This window comes from Denitrificimonas caeni, from assembly GCF_027498055.1.
GTDB lineage: Bacteria > Pseudomonadota > Gammaproteobacteria > Pseudomonadales > Pseudomonadaceae > Denitrificimonas.
Genome location: NZ_CP114976.1, coordinates 2,135,712 through 2,150,405 on the forward strand (window position 1 = coordinate 2,135,712; position 14,694 = coordinate 2,150,405).

12 protein-coding genes are annotated in these 14,694 nt (G+C 49.8%); 5 read left to right on the forward strand and 7 right to left on the reverse strand.

What is annotated here, in order from left to right; genetic code table 11:
• Positions 1-29 precede the first annotated feature (29 nt).
• Genes prpC through O6P33_RS10050 form a run of 3 tightly spaced genes read right to left on the reverse strand, consistent with a single transcriptional unit; the run spans position 30 to position 2,831 of the window.
• Entirely contained in the window at positions 30-1,166 is a 1,137-nt protein-coding gene (gene prpC, locus O6P33_RS10040; protein ID WP_269817644.1) for a bifunctional 2-methylcitrate synthase/citrate synthase, read from the reverse strand.
• 58 nt (positions 1,167-1,224) lie between these two features.
• Positions 1,225-2,112 (reverse strand): methylisocitrate lyase, encoded by an 888-nt coding sequence (prpB, locus tag O6P33_RS10045; protein WP_269817645.1) that lies wholly within the window; start codon positions 2,110-2,112, stop codon positions 1,225-1,227.
• Complete coding sequence (locus O6P33_RS10050) at positions 2,109-2,831, reverse strand: GntR family transcriptional regulator (RefSeq protein WP_269817646.1); 723 nt, start codon at positions 2,829-2,831, stop codon at positions 2,109-2,111. The genes prpB and O6P33_RS10050 overlap by 4 nt, the downstream gene beginning before the upstream one ends.
• A gap of 357 nt (positions 2,832-3,188) precedes the next feature.
• On the opposite strand from O6P33_RS10050, the gene O6P33_RS10055 reads away from it, so the two are divergent.
• The 4 genes from O6P33_RS10055 to pabB all read left to right on the forward strand — a co-directional run bounded on the left by O6P33_RS10055 (position 3,189) and on the right by pabB (position 7,679).
• Positions 3,189-3,734 (forward strand): ATP-dependent zinc protease, encoded by a 546-nt coding sequence (locus O6P33_RS10055; RefSeq protein ID WP_269817647.1) that lies wholly within the window; start codon positions 3,189-3,191, stop codon positions 3,732-3,734.
• A gap of 5 nt (positions 3,735-3,739) precedes the next feature.
• Positions 3,740-5,266 carry an inactive transglutaminase family protein gene (locus tag O6P33_RS10060; RefSeq protein ID WP_269817648.1) on the forward strand — a complete coding sequence of 509 codons (1,527 nt, stop codon included), beginning with the start codon at positions 3,740-3,742 and terminating at the stop codon, positions 5,264-5,266.
• A 4-nt stretch (positions 5,267-5,270) separates the two neighbouring features.
• Entirely contained in the window at positions 5,271-6,254 is a 984-nt protein-coding gene (locus O6P33_RS10065) for an alpha-L-glutamate ligase-like protein (protein WP_269817649.1), read from the forward strand.
• A 66-nt stretch (positions 6,255-6,320) separates the two neighbouring features.
• The gene (gene pabB / locus O6P33_RS10070; protein ID WP_269817650.1) at positions 6,321-7,679 is read left to right on the forward strand and encodes an aminodeoxychorismate synthase component I; all 1,359 of its coding nucleotides are present in this window, start codon (positions 6,321-6,323) and stop codon (positions 7,677-7,679) included.
• On the opposite strand, the gene O6P33_RS10075 is transcribed toward pabB, so the two are convergent.
• Positions 7,676-8,569, reverse strand: coding sequence for a hypothetical protein (locus O6P33_RS10075; protein WP_420094993.1), 894 nt, complete (start codon positions 8,567-8,569; stop codon positions 7,676-7,678). The genes pabB and O6P33_RS10075 overlap by 4 nt on opposite strands.
• 12 nt (positions 8,570-8,581) lie before the next feature.
• Positions 8,582-9,154 carry a LemA family protein gene (locus O6P33_RS10080; RefSeq protein ID WP_269817652.1) on the reverse strand — a complete coding sequence of 191 codons (573 nt, stop codon included), beginning with the start codon at positions 9,152-9,154 and terminating at the stop codon, positions 8,582-8,584.
• 243 nt (positions 9,155-9,397) lie between these two features.
• Here O6P33_RS10080 and O6P33_RS10085 point away from each other — a divergent pair, with 243 nt between their 5' ends.
• Positions 9,398-10,330 (forward strand): hypothetical protein, encoded by a 933-nt coding sequence (locus O6P33_RS10085; protein ID WP_269817653.1) that lies wholly within the window; start codon positions 9,398-9,400, stop codon positions 10,328-10,330.
• Positions 10,331-10,521: 191 nt separating this feature from the next.
• Here the strand turns inward: O6P33_RS10085 and O6P33_RS10090 are convergent, their stop codons facing one another.
• Together O6P33_RS10090 and clpA are read right to left on the reverse strand one after the other, a co-directional pair.
• On the reverse strand, positions 10,522-12,144 hold the full coding sequence (locus O6P33_RS10090; protein WP_269817654.1) for a methyl-accepting chemotaxis protein: 1,623 nt from the start codon (positions 12,142-12,144) through the stop codon (positions 10,522-10,524).
• A gap of 279 nt (positions 12,145-12,423) precedes the next feature.
• Entirely contained in the window at positions 12,424-14,691 is a 2,268-nt protein-coding gene (gene clpA / locus O6P33_RS10095; protein WP_269817655.1) for an ATP-dependent Clp protease ATP-binding subunit ClpA, read from the reverse strand.
• Positions 14,692-14,694 lie beyond the last annotated feature (3 nt).

A 14,694-nucleotide genomic window follows, 5' to 3' on the forward strand; every position in this document is an offset into this window, starting at 1 on the left:
TTGCCGGATCAGCCTAAGCAAACAAACTTTTAGCGCTGCTCAATCGGTGCAACCGGACGCTCATCTTCACCAATGTATTCAGCACTTGGACGAATAATGCGGTTATTAGCGCGCTGCTCAAACACGTGTGCAGCCCAACCGGTAACCCGCGAGCAAACAAAGATCGGGGTAAACAGTTCGGTCGGAATACCCATAAAGCGATACGCAGAAGCATGGAAGAAGTCAGCGTTGGGGAATAAACGTTTCTCTTCCCACATGTAGCTCTCAATGGCTTCCGATACAGGGTAAATAACCGTATCACCGGCTTCATCCGCCAGCTTCTTGGCATAACCCTTAATCACTTCGTTGCGTGGGTCAGAATCACGGTAGATTGCATGACCAAAGCCCATGATCAAGTCCTTACGAGCGATCATTTCACGCAGTTCAGCAACCGCCTCTTCTGGTGAACTGAAGCGATCAATCAGCTCCATTGCTGCTTCGTTAGCACCGCCATGTAAAGGTCCACGTAAGGAACCAATCGCACCGGTAATGCACGAGTACAGGTCAGATAAGGTTGACGCACAGACACGGCCAGTAAAGGTTGAAGCATTAAACTCATGCTCAGCATAAAGAATCAGTGAGACGTTCATCACTTCACGGTGCAGCGCGCTTGGCGACTTGCCATGCAGCAGCGCTAAGAAGTGGCTACCAATATCTGGCTCATCGGTCATGCAGTCAATGCGCACACCCTCGTGGCTGAAGCGGTACCAGTACAGCAAAATTGCTGGGAAGGTAGCAAGCAAGCGATCCACCACATCCAACTGCTGCGCAAAGCTCATTTCTGGCTCTAAAGTACCCAGCATAGCAGTACCCACACGCATCACATCCATGGGGTGTGCATCAGCAGGAATACGCTCAAGCACTTCTTTCAGCGTTTGTGGTAAATCACGCATAGCATGCAAACGCTGCAAGTAGGCTTTAAGCTCAGCCTGATTGGGCAGATGACCGTACAGCAGTAAATAAGCAACTTCTTCAAAGTGCTTACAATGCGCAGCTAAGTCACGCACATCATAGCCACGGTAGGTTAAACCCGCACCTTCTTTACCCACAGTACACAGCGCTGTTTGTCCAGCAATCTGGCCACGCAGACCCGCGCCGCTCAGTACTTTTTTCTTTGCTTCAGTCATCAGATCATTCCTTATACTTTTATTATTGGTCATCACTCTATGGGCGATTAACTCGAGCTTAGCTTTTTTTCTGAGCAAACAAAGCGTCTAGGCTCTGCTCAAAAGCGTGGTAGTTGATGCGGTCGTACAATTCCATACGGGTTTGCATGGTATCGATCACATTCTTCTGAGTGCCATCACGGCGTACAGCGGTGTACACATTCTCTGCAGCTTTGTTCATCGCACGGAAAGCCGACAATGGGTACAGCACCAAACCAACATTGGCCTCTCTTAATTCATCCACAGTAAACAGTGGTGTCGCACCGAACTCAGTGATATTGGCCAAAATAGGCGCATGCACACGCTCTGCAAACAGCTTGTACATTTCCAGTTCAGTAATGGCTTCCGGGAAGACCATGTCAGCACCCGCTTCAACACAAGCTGCAGCGCGATCTAAAGCAGAGTTAAGACCTTCAACAGCTAACGCATCGGTACGCGCCATAATCACAAAGCTGTCATCGGTACGGGCATCAACGGCAGCTTTAATACGGTCTACCATTTCTTGCTGGGTAACGATTTCTTTGTTAGGGCGGTGACCACAGCGCTTAGCACCCACTTGGTCTTCAATGTGGATCGCCGCAGCGCCGGCTTTGCTCATGGACTTCACGGTACGTGCCACGTTAAAGGCAGATGATCCAAAACCAGTATCCACGTCAACTAACAGCGGCAGATCACACACATCAGTAATACGACGCACATCAATTAATACGTCTTCCAGACCGGTAATACCTAAGTCAGGTAAACCCAGTGAACCTGCGGCAACACCGCCACCGGACAGGTAAATGGCTTTAAAACCAGCGCGCTGGGCTAATAAAGCGTGGTTGGCATTAATCGCACCGATCACTTGTAACGGGCTTTCTTCGACAACAGCATCACGAAAGCGTTGACCTGGAGTTGTACGGCTCATAATTTACCTCGTAGGGGTTGGACGGTGTCATTGGCACCTTGATAATGACGCTCAACATTACGCCGCGATGCAGCAATATGGCGGCGCATTAAGAGCTCGGCTAACTCACCATCGCCACTGGCAATGGCATCGAGTATGCCGTGATGTTCTTTAAAGGCTTGTTGTGGACGGTTAGGGGTTGTCGAATATTGAATTCGATACATGCGCACCAATTGGTACAGCTCGTCCGTGAGCAGCTTGACCAACATTTGGTTGCCACTGCCTTGAATAATCTTGTAATGAAAGTCGTAATCGCCTTCTTGCTGGTAATAACCCACCCCAGCTTGAAAGGCCGCATCACGTTCGTGGGTATCCAGTACCGCACGCAACTCTTCTATCTCTTCGGCACTCATCCGCGCAGCAGCTAAACGACAGGCCATGCTCTCGAGCGATTCACGGATTTCATAGAGTTCAATTAATTCGCTGTGGGACAACGACACCACGCGCGCGCCCACATGGGGTACACGTACTAACAGGCGTTGCCCTTCTAAACGGTGGATCGCTTCACGCAAAGGGCCGCGACTAATACCATAGGTACGCGCCAGTTCTGGTTCGGAGATTTTACTGCCTGGGGCAATATCGCCACAGACAATTGCCGCCTGAATACTGCGAAACACCTGTTCCGACAGGGTTGCAGAATCTCCGCTTAATAGTGCTGTTTCCTCAAGTAGATCTGGCACAGTGTCGACACCTTCATTCTTCTAATGCCTGAAAACTACCTTCGAGACCAGCACATGTCAACAATCCCTGAGCAATTGTCGACAATCCTCAGACCAAGGTCGAACACCAAAACAAACTGAACGTATTGCGCCAATTAGCGTCCATTTAAGTCGTTAGCCCAGCAACTTATGTTTTACCCTGCAGTTTCATTCAGCTAAAACCAGACAAATAAAGGATTACATGGTTATTTTTAACGCTGCCCATTAGAATACGGCATCGTGCTCTGCCATAATTGCTTGGTTAAGATTGATTATGACAACCTCGTTTTGCCTCTTGGCGATAGCGGATAAATTCACTACTTTATTTTTGCGAGCACTATGAGATTTAATATTATTGCCCTGCTGACTTACCTTGTTTTAATTCCGTCTATGACCACAGCCAACGAAAAGAATATTTACGGCTTAAATGAAGATGTGTATATCGCCGATATAGATATGCACATGTCAGCAAAGCTTGATACCGGCGCTAAAACCGCCTCGCTCAGCGCCCGCGACATTGAACGTTTTAAACGTGATGGTGAGTCTTGGGTGCGTTTTTACTTAGCACTCGATGAAGCCAGCGAGCATCTTTATGAGTTACCCTTAACCCGTATTAGCAAAATCAAACGCCGCTCAGGTGACTACGACCCAGAAGAAGATAAAAGCTATACGCCCCGCCCTGTGGTAGAAATGACAGTGTGCATGGGCCGAGCACTGCGCACCATTGAAGTCAATTTAACTGACCGCAGCACCTTTCAATATCCTTTTTTGTTAGGCTCCACAGCGCTCAAACAGTTTAATGCCTTAGTTGACCCCAGTTTGAAATACTCTGCGGGTAAACCCAAGTGCGAAACCGACAACATCACCACTGCCATAGCTGAGTAATTAACATGCGTTCTTTGACACTGCACCTAAGAATACTAATCGCTTTATGTGTCATTATTGGTGGCTCAGTTACCGCCTATCAAATTTTTGTCTTAGGCATTCCGGTATCCGCTGACGAAACGGATAACCTGTGGAATATTGATGCCAAAGTAGAGTTTCAGGCCAACCCCAGCGAGCCAATCAAACTGCAAATGTTTGTGCCACCACTGAATCAAAACTACATTAGCCTCAATGAAAGCTTTATTTCCAACAACTACGGCGTCAGCGTTAACCGCGATGATGATAACCGCCGCGTAACTTGGTCAGCTCGCCGCGCCAGTGGCAAGCAAACCCTGTATTACCGCATGGTCATGACCAAACGCTATAGCGGTGAAAAGGTCAAAGAAAAAGGCCCAATTTACCGGGAAACACTGCCAGTAGATGGCCCCGAAAAAGTAGCCTCTGAAGCGCTGCTGGCCCCCATTCGCCAACACTCTGCCGACGTAGAAACCTTTATCAGTGAAGCCATCAAGCGGGTTAACAACGTTAACGATGATAACGTGCGCCTTTTACTGGGTGGCGACACCTCCAGCGAACGTAAAGCCGATGTGATTGATGTACTGCTCTCCATCGCCCACGTTCCGATGCAGCGCTTACATACCATTCGTTTACAAGCCGATATGAACCAAACGCCTGAGTTGTGGTTGCGCAGCTTTAATGGCGAAAAATGGCTGTATTTTAACCCGCAGTCCGGTGAGCAAGGTTTACCCGATGACCGCATGATTTGGTGGATCGGTGATGCACCACTGATTAATCTAGAGGGCGGCACTAAAGCGTCGGTGAACTTTACTCTAAACAGCAGTGAAATTAACGCTATTCGCTTAGCGCAAATGAGCAATGACAACACTGATGCAAGCTTTTTAGACTACTCTTTGTACGGCCTTCCGCTGCAAACTCAGCAAATCTATCAAGTGATGATTATGATTCCGCTGGGGGTCATGGTGATTCTGGTGCTGCGTAACCTCGGCGGCCTACAAACCTTGGGCACCTTTACGCCCGTATTGATTGCCCTAGCCTTTCGCGAGACCCAACTGGGCTTTGGCATCATGCTGTTTACTGTAATTACGACCCTTGGTTTAGCCCTGCGCTCTTATTTGGAACACTTGAAACTGCAAATGTTACCCAGGCTCTCGGTGGTCTTAACCTTTGTTGTGGTATTGATTGCAGTAATCAGCCTGTTTAGCCATAAGCTGGGCTTAGAGCGCGGCATGTCAGTATCACTGTTCCCAATGGTAATTCTGACCATGACCATTGAGCGTTTGTCGATCACTTGGGAAGAGCGTGGCGGCGGCCATGCCTTTAAAGTCGCTGTTGGCACTCTGTTTGCTGCTTCTTTAGCGCACTACTTAATGAGTGTCTCGGAGCTCAACTACTTTATCTTTACCTTCCCAGCAGTATTGTTACTGATGGTGGCCTTTATGCTGGCTATGGGTCGCTACCGCGGCTACCGCTTAACTGAGCTGTTCCGTTTTAAAGCCTTCTTAAAGGACTGATGCCATGCTTGGGTTTGGTTTAATTAAAACGTGGCGCGAGCTCAGTGCGAAAGGCATTATGGGCATCAACCGCCGTAATGCCGACTACGTACTTAAATACAATAAGCGCAGCCTGTATCCGGTGGTGGATGACAAAATCCTCACCAAAGAACGCGCTATCGAAGCTGGCATTAACGTGCCAGAAATGTACGGCATTATTTCCACCGAAAAAGAGATCAGTAAACTCGACAGCATTTTGGCTGGGCGCACTGACTTTGTGATTAAACCTGCAATGGGTGCTGGCGGTGATGGTATTTTGGTGGTTGCTGACCGCTTTGAGGACCGTTATAAAACGGTCTCTGGCAAAATCATTAGCCACGAAGAAATTGAGTATCAGATTTCCAGCATCCTAACCGGACTCTACTCTTTAGGCGGCTCCCGTGATCGTGCTCTAATTGAATACCGCGTGACCCCTGACCCACTGTTTAAAAGCATCAGTTACGAAGGTGTGCCGGACATTCGTGTGATTGTCTTGATGGGTTACCCCATTATGGCCATGTTGCGTTTACCCACCCGCCAATCCGGTGGTAAAGCTAACCTGCACCAAGGCGCCATCGGGGTTGGCGTTGACCTGGCCACAGGGCATACCTTACAGGGAACATGGCTGAACAATAAAATCAGCAAACACCCAGACACCAGCAACCATGTGGCCGGTTTACAGTTACCAGACTGGCAAGGCTTTATGCGCTTAGCCGCAGGCAGTTATGAGCTGTGCGGCCTTGGTTATATTGGTGTGGATATGGTGCTCGACCAAGAGCAAGGCCCTTTAATTCTAGAACTGAACGCTCGGCCCGGTTTGAATATTCAAATCGCCAATAACGCCGGTTTAACCCTGCGCGCGCACGCGGTGGAAGACCACATTGCTGAACTAAAACGCCAAGGCAAAACTGAAACTGTGGAAGAGCGCATGCACTTTTCCCAGACTTTATTTGCCAGCGTTCCTTCTTAAATAAACATGTGAGGCTTTTACGCTAAGCAGCGCCAGCACAGGCCTACTTAGCGTAACCTTGTATTTATGCCAATTTGCCAGCTTTATCCTCTGCCCTATCAACCTGATCCCAGCGACTACTTCCAACTCTTGCGCAATCAGTCTGGCGCTGTACTTTTAGACTCTGGGCAGCCGCACAGTCAACGGGGACGCTTTGATATCATCAGCGCTTGGCCTCTGGCCACGGTTACGCCAACCGCTGCTGAGTCGCTCGCAGACTTTCGCCAACGCTGCCACTCCTTGCTCAAGCAGCTGAGCCGCTGCCAAGCGCCCAGCCCTATGGAACTGCCTTTTACTGGCGGTTTAATCGGCTATTTAACCTATGAACTAAACAACCTTGCGCACTGCTCCGAGGTTGAAGGCTTGGCCAGCGCCACTGTTGCCTTATATGACTGGGCCTTGATCACTGACCACCAAAGCCAGAGCTGCTGGTTGATGTGCCACTCCAGCGTACCTAATGCGCGCTGTACGGAACTCTTAGCGATATTTAGTAGCCCAGCCAGCGGTGCCGCGCCAACCGCGCCATTTCACTTAACCGACAAGTTTCGCCCACGCATTAGCCCTGAGCGCTACCGCGCCGATTTGCAGCAGATCCATAACTACATTGCCGCTGGCGACTGTTACCAAGTCAATTACACCCAGCGTTTTAGCAGTAATTATCAGGGGGATGCTTGGCATGCCTATCGCAGCTTGCGGAAGCGCTGCCCAACCCCCTTTGCTAGCTTTATTCGTGTGAATGCGCAGCAAGCAATTTTGAGCTTATCGCCTGAGCGTTTTATCCAAGTACGTCAGGGTCAGGTGGAAAGCCGTCCAATTAAAGGCACCCGTGCTCGCGGTCAATCCACAACAGAAGATCAAGCCCTGGCTGCAGAGCTGATGGCCAGCACTAAAGATCAAGCCGAAAACTTAATGATTGTTGATCTGCTGCGCAACGACCTTGGCCGCTACTGCAGCACTGGCAGTATTCGTGTACCTGAGTTATTTGCTTTAGAAAGCTACCCCAATGTGCACCATATGGTCAGCAGCGTCACCGGTACTTTAGCGCCGCAATACAGTCCACTGGATGTGCTAATGGGAAGCTTTCCCGGCGGCTCCATCACTGGTGCACCAAAACGGCGCGCCATGCAAATCATTGCCGAGTTGGAAGCCAGCGTGCGCAGTATTTATTGCGGAACTATTTTCTATCTGGATAGCCGCGGCGAAATGGACAGCTCCATTAGCATTCGCACCTTACTGGCCAACCATGGTGAAATCAGCTGTTGGGGTGGCGGCGGGATTGTTTACGACTCCAATATTGACGAGGAATACCAAGAGTCGCTACAAAAAGTTCAAGTCCTAATGGACACCTTAGAAAGCCAGCACCTAGTGCGCACGGCTGACTTTTAAAGCTGCGTATTGATGATATAGGCAGCGCCCAAGGCACTGGTAATACACAAAACAGCACCCAGTATCGCCTGCCAATAAAAGCGCTTAGCAATATCATCTTCGCCATAACTGGATAAAATAAACGGCTGACCTTCTTGCGGTTTGCGCAGATAGTGTTGCGCCGGCTCAGCACTGCGCAGTCGATGTAAACGCAGCGCCTCTGCCTTTGCACTGTCACGCACACGCTGCCATTCCTGCTCATCCAACTGCCCATTACGGTCACGATCAAAACGGCGCAACAACCCTTGGTAATCGCTTTTCCATTCGCGCACGATCGCTCCCTGACTGGCAGTCACATCAAAAGCATCATGGCCACCACCACGGGTAAAAAAGTCACCAATGGCATATAAAGGCTCGCTCACATGCAAGCGCTGCTCGGTGTAACGGTAGCGTTTTACCCCACGTAACATACTTTGTAAAAAGTTCTTACGCATTTGCTCTTTAAGTGGGTGCCGCGCGCTGCCGTACCAGACTTGTTTGGTCATGGGGATAACCTGAGCACCGGCGGGATCAATCAAGCAATCACCAGTGCCGTCGCTGAGGCACACATACGCAGCGCTTGCGCCCTTTTCTACTTGCTGCCAGCGCTTGTTGTCCTTACCGCTTTGAATTTGCTCATCAATGGCAAATGACCACCACACACACTGCTCATCACTTAAAGGCGCGCGCAGCAGGCCCTCGCCCTCTTTTAGCACTCCGTACAACTCCACATAGCCTTGCGCCGCCGAGCGTATTTTAGAGGTGGGGGTATCCAGCAAATAGCGAGCCTTTTTGAGATTATTAATGCTCCACCAGCCAGTAATCAGACTGACAAGACTGGTCGCAGCCAAGCTCACGCTGAGCCCAACAATATCCACTAAGACTTAACCGAACAGGCTTTTAACATCAACATCTGCTATTTCAGCATCACTAAAACGCAATAGTTCCGCGGCAGTAAAGTTAAAGTAGCGGGCAATAATCACATCAGGAAACTGCTCGATACGGACGTTATTTAGATTAACTGCCTCGTTATACAGCTCACGGCGATCAGCAATACCACTTTCTAAGCCGCTAATACGTTGCTGCAAAAACTGAAAGCTTTCGTTAGCTTTAAGGTCAGGGTAATTTTCCGCTAGGGCAAAGAGCTTGCCCAAGCCTAAACGCAGACCTGTTTCCGCTGTACCTAGAGCACCCATATCTTGCTGCTCGCGCGCACTGGACACGGCATTACGAGCACTGATGACTGCTTCTAAGGTGTTTCTTTCATGTTGCATATACTGCTTGCAGGTTTCCACCAGCTTAGGCAGCTCGTCGTGACGCTGTTTAAGTAATACATCAATATTGGACCAGGCTTTAGTCACGCTATGCTTAAGGCGCACCAAAGCGTTATATAAACTCACGCCCCACGCGAGCACTAAAATAGCAGCTATTAACAATCCCACTAAAAACAGACTCATTGAGTGCTCCACTGATACTAATGAACAGAGTCGCAGTTTATCGCTGAAGCTGCTCTATGCCAATGTTTATAGGCTGCTGCCACGTACCCACAGCGCCCTCGTCTCGCACTTGCTAACGGTATATCTACATATCTATTGAACCCTAGCAGTGAGTTGCGTCTAAACAAGGCAGCGCGAGACTTAAACATTTTCCGCTATACTGCCCAGCAACTTACCACTGCCTTGAAGATTGGTTCACCGACTATGCGTAATGATGCACACGATGATATTGATGAACTGCCGCCCCTCAGTCGAGGGCGCATTGAGCCGGCGCTCGACAGTGCAGCAGCCCATGACGCAGCCGCTGCAGACAACCTGCGCGCTACTGCAACGCCACCCAGCCCTCCCAGTTCAAACAAAGCCATTGGCCTACTTTCTGCCCTAACCTTGGCCATTGCCTGTTCCAGCACCGCCTTTGGCTGGTGGAGCCTACAGCGCATGCAGCTGTTAGAGCAGCAGTTAGTTGCCACCCAAAACAGCTTCTCAAAAATCAGTGAAGATGCTGCCGGCCGGATCAACGCCATTACTGGCAAAGTCAGCGCCACAGAAAGCAGCGTATTGAGTGGTAATGAAGCGCTTAAACTGCGCTTAAATCGCCTAGAGCAAGAGGCAGTAGCCAAGCACAAACAGCTGACCAGCCGCCTCGATCAACATGACACCGGCATCAGCAAGCTCAGCACTGAATTGACCGCATTAAGTGAAACAAGCACAGGTTTAGATAACAGTATTGCCGCGCAAAAAACAACTTTAACAGAGCAAGCCACTGCCCTAAGCGCGCTGCAAACGGACTTAAGCAAAAAACTGGAAAATCAGCACAGCACACTGCAAAAGTTAACAGAGGAACTCAACAGCAATCAGCAGCAACTGGCCCAGCTGGCGGAGCTCAAAAGCCAATTAACCAGCACCAATAGCAAACTGGCTAAGTTGCAAGAAAACAGCCAGCACAGCGACGAGCTGACGCGTATTCAGCAAGATATATTGATCTTGCGCAGTGAAGTGGACCAGCTAGCAAGTACTGCAACAGCAGACAGTAGCGGGCCTTCACTGGCAGACTTTGATGCCTATCGCGCGCAAACCAACCGCACCATCAGCGCCTTACAAGAACAGCTGCGCAACTTACAAAAAAATACGCCGTAGCCTGTTCTTGTTTGGACCATTGAAAAAGACTGAGTCAATACAGTGGCATTGGCCATGCAATGCAGGCAAAGAGCGGGTTTAGTCTATGAACCCGCCCTTGACTGCCGCACCACTTAGCCACTTAGCCACTTAGCCACTTAGCAAGCAGCCCAGCCATCAGCACTTTATTCAAGCCCTGATGGCTGCAGTGGTTAGAGTTTAAATTGATCCACCAACCTGCGCAGCTCTAGGGTCAAGCGCACCAGCTCTTCACTGCTTTGCGCAGTTTGCGTGGCACCGGTTGAAGTGCTATCAGCAATGGTACTGATTGTAGTCACATTACGATTAATCTCTTCTGCCACTGCGCTTTGCTCTTCCGCTGCGGTGGCAATCTGAGTATTCATATCGTTAATGGTTGCCACTTCAGCAGCAATCACATGCAGGCTTTGCGAGGCTTTTTCCACACAGTCAGAGCCGGTCATGGCACGCTCTTGCGCACCGGCCATCGCTCCCACCGCATCCTTCACCCCATGCTGGAGCCGCTCAATCATATTCTGAATTTCTTCAGTGGATTTTTGCGTGCGTGAAGCCAAGGTGCGCACTTCATCAGCCACCACCGCAAAGCCACGGCCTTGCTCACCGGCACGGGCCGCCTCAATGGCTGCGTTGAGTGCCAGCAAGTTTGTTTGCTCAGCAATGCCCTTAATCACATCCAGCACTGCGCTGATGCTATCGGTATCGGTTTCTACCTGTTGCACGACACTGGCGGCGCTTTCAATTTCAGCAATCAGCTCTTTAATTCCAGCGATGGCTTCTTCAGCGACCAAGACTCCAGCTTTCGACTCATCATCAGCCCCTTGCGAAGCTTCTGCAGTTTGCGTGGCATGACGTGCCACCTCATTGACTGTGGCGCTCATTTCGTTCATGGCCGAGGCAACCATGTCGGTTTCCGTGCGCTGCTCAACCACTGCTTTTAAAGTGGTATCGGCGACACTGGCCACCTGATCAGAAACATCGCCCAACTGCTGAGTAACATCAGACACTGCATGCAAGCTGTGCTTAAACTTAGCAATCATGCGATTAAAGGCTTCACCCATGGCCCCCACTTCATCACGGTTACCCACGGCAATGCTGTAGCTGAGGTCATCATCTTTGGCAATGGCTTCCATGGTATGACGCATCGCGTGAATACGCTTAATAACGGTCTGACGGACAATCACCACAATCACAAATAAACCAGCCAGCAATAACAGCAGTTGAATGCCCGCAGCAGTCCATAAGTTACGCGCCACTTGGCTGTCTAAAGCATCGAGGGAATAACTGATACGGACCGCGCCAACTACAGAGTCTTCTTGCACTTGGTGGCAGGTTAAGCAATTGGTGCCACGGTAATCTTGCTCAGCACGGATTGGATTAATCACAGTTAACAGGCGGCCATTGCCGTCCTTGGAGATTTGCATAATCTCTTCACCGGCCAAAGCGCGGCGATCCAATTCGTCAGCGGGGGCTTGGTGATCATAACCTGCGCCATAGGTTTTGGTAATGCCTTCAGCGCGGACAATTCGCGCATCAGTCACACCTGGTCGGGCCAGGATCTTATCGCGTAAAACGCTGCGTTGGGCCATGGTGCCGGTCAGCATCATGGTGTTAATGCTATCAAAATAGCTATCTGCCGCATCCTTGGTTTGTTGTTCTACCACACTCAACACTAACTCTTTCTCATTGTGTGCAGAAAACATAAGCGAGGCTGACATCACAACAAAAAACACCGACAGCAAGGTTATATTTATTTTTGCTTGCACTGACATCTGACGTTTTTCTGGCAGGTGATTCATTATTATTAATCCCAATAACCGCTAAATTAGATTTTCAGTAAGTGTGGCACGCACAGACTGCAAAATGTGCGGCAGCGCACAGAACTTTTGTCGCATGCAATCTTTAGTATCGGCAAACAGCACAGCAACTAAAGGCAAGTGATTAAACTCGCGGCAGCGCTACTGGCCTTACACACAATTTATTGACACTCAGACCTACTGTTATTTATTCAAAGCAGGAAGCGTGCCAAAGGACTAAAGCAGTGTCCCTTGGCAACTGAGGCTAAGCTAGCGCTTATCTTAAGCGGGTTCGGCGCTGAGTTCCTTTGCACAGGTCAAGACTAAGCCATTCCCTTTCACACCCACATGGGCAATGCCGCCCTGCTCAGATAGCTCACCAAAGAGGATCTCCTCTGCCAAAGGCCGCTTAATCTGCTCTTGAATCAAACGCGCCATGGGTCGTGCGCCCATATCTGGGTCATAACCATGCTCGGCCAACCAAGTACGTGCATCTTCAGTAACATCCAGCTGCACACGCTTTTCTTCCAACTGCGCTTGCAATTCAGTTAAGAACTTATCGACGATGAATTTCAATGTGTCGAGGCTTAAGCGGCTGAACTGAATAATGCTGTCCAAGCGGTTACGAAACTCAGGGCTGAAGGTTTTCTTCAATGCTTCCATGGCGTCAGTGCTGTGGTCTTGCTGGGCAAAGCCCATAGAAGCGCGGGCCGCAGTTTCTGCACCAACGTTGGTCGTCATTACTAAAGTCACGTGCTTAAAGTCAGCTTTACGGCCATTGTTATCGGTTAAAGTACCGTTATCCATCACCTGTAACAGCAGATTAAACACATCGGGGTGAGCTTTTTCGATTTCATCGAGCAACAACACACAGTGGGGTTGTTTGGTAACCGCCTCGGTAAGGAGGCCGCCTTGATCAAAACCAACATAACCCGGTGGCGCACCGATCAAACGCGAAACAGTATGGCGCTCCATATATTCTGACATATCAAAGCGCACCAACTCGATACCCAGCGAATTGGCCAACTGTTTCGCCACTTCGGTTTTACCCACCCCAGTTGGGCCAGTAAACAAGAAAGAACCCACAGGTTTATTCGCCGATTTCAACCCTGCGCGCGACAGCTTAATCGCTGTGGCCAGCGCCTCAATGGCAGCTTCTTGACCAAATACAGTTAAGCGCAAATCACGTTCCAAGTGCCGCAATTGCTCTTTATCTGAGCTGCTCACTTGCCGTGAAGGAATGCGGGCAATTTTTGCCACAATTTCTTCAATCTGAGTCACGTCAATGGCTTCAGCGCGACTCTCTTCTGACTGTAAGCGCTGGAAAGCACCGGCTTCATCCACCACGTCAATGGCTTTGTCTGGCATATAACGGTCATTGATATGCTTAGCCGCCAATTCAGACGCCGCACGTAACGCGCCGTCCGTATAGCTGATCTGATGGTGCTGCTCAAAATACTCTTTTAAGCCCTGCAAAATCCGGTAAGTGTCTTCCACCGATGGCTCATTAATGTCAACTTTCTGAAAACGGCGGGCCAACGCTCGGTCTTTCTCAAAAATCTCACGAAACTCTTGATAGGTGGTAGAACCAATGCAGCGAATTTCCCCAGAGGACAAGAGCGGCTTCAGTAAATTAGACGCATCCATCACCCCACCGGAAGCAGCGCCAGCCCCAATAATCATATGGATTTCATCAATAAATAAAATCGCATGGGGACGCTTGCGCAATTCATTGAGCAAATCTTTGAGGCGTTTCTCAAAATCACCACGGTACTTAGTACCGGCCAATAACGCGCCTAAATCCAGCGAGTAAACCACGCTGTCGAGCAAAATCTCAGGCACATCACCATCAACAATGCGCCGCGCTAAACCTTCCGCAATGGCAGTTTTACCCACCCCAGCCTCACCCACTAACAATGGGTTGTTTTTACGGCGACGAACTAAAATCTGCGCCACACGCTCCAACTCATGCGCACGACCAATGAGCGGATCGATTTTGCCTTGCCGCGCTTGTTCGTTTAAATCCTGTGCATAGGCCAGCAATGGACTGGCAGCTGCTTCACTGGCGCCCTCAGCGCTTTCGTCATCACTGTGTGCAGCATTGGCGCCACTGGCATCGCTGTCTAAACCGTGAGAAATATAGCTGACCACATCCAAGCGCTGCACATTGTGCTGCTTGAGCACATACACTGCATGGCTATCAGTTTCGCTAAAAATCGCCACTAAAACACTGGCACCACCCACTTCTTGTTTGCCGGAGCTTTGTCCATGAAATACTGCCCGTTGCAGCACTCGCTGAAAACCAAGGGTGGGCTGAGTATCAGCATCGTCCAGCGTTTCCGGCAATAAAGGTGTGGTGTTATCAATAAATGTGCGTAATTCGTGGCGCATCAGCTCAAAGTTGACCCCGCAACTACGCAATACATTTGCCGCCTCACGGTTATCCAGTAAGGCCAGCAAGAGATGCTCAACCGTCATGTACTCATGGCGACTGACTCGAGCATCTTTAAATGCCAGGTTGAGGGTGACCTCAAGTTCTAAATTCAACATGGT

Bases quoted from the DNA above. Each gene is read 5' to 3' on its own strand.
- prpC (WP_269817644.1), bottom strand. From the start codon at position 1,166: ATGACTGAAGCAAAGAAAAAAGTACTGAGCGGCGCGGGTCTGCGTGGC.
- prpB (WP_269817645.1), bottom strand. From the start codon at position 2,112: ATGAGCCGTACAACTCCAGGTCAACGCTTTCGTGATGCTGTTGTCGAA.
- O6P33_RS10055 (WP_269817647.1), top strand. From the start codon at position 3,189: ATGAGATTTAATATTATTGCCCTGCTGACTTACCTTGTTTTAATTCCG.
- O6P33_RS10060 (WP_269817648.1), top strand. From the start codon at position 3,740: ATGCGTTCTTTGACACTGCACCTAAGAATACTAATCGCTTTATGTGTC.
- O6P33_RS10065 (WP_269817649.1), top strand. From the start codon at position 5,271: ATGCTTGGGTTTGGTTTAATTAAAACGTGGCGCGAGCTCAGTGCGAAA.
- pabB (WP_269817650.1), top strand. From the start codon at position 6,321: ATGCCAATTTGCCAGCTTTATCCTCTGCCCTATCAACCTGATCCCAGC.
- O6P33_RS10080 (WP_269817652.1), bottom strand. From the start codon at position 9,154: ATGAGTCTGTTTTTAGTGGGATTGTTAATAGCTGCTATTTTAGTGCTC.
- O6P33_RS10085 (WP_269817653.1), top strand. From the start codon at position 9,398: ATGCGTAATGATGCACACGATGATATTGATGAACTGCCGCCCCTCAGT.
- O6P33_RS10090 (WP_269817654.1), bottom strand. From the start codon at position 12,144: ATGAATCACCTGCCAGAAAAACGTCAGATGTCAGTGCAAGCAAAAATA.
- clpA (WP_269817655.1), bottom strand. From the start codon at position 14,691: ATGTTGAATTTAGAACTTGAGGTCACCCTCAACCTGGCATTTAAAGAT.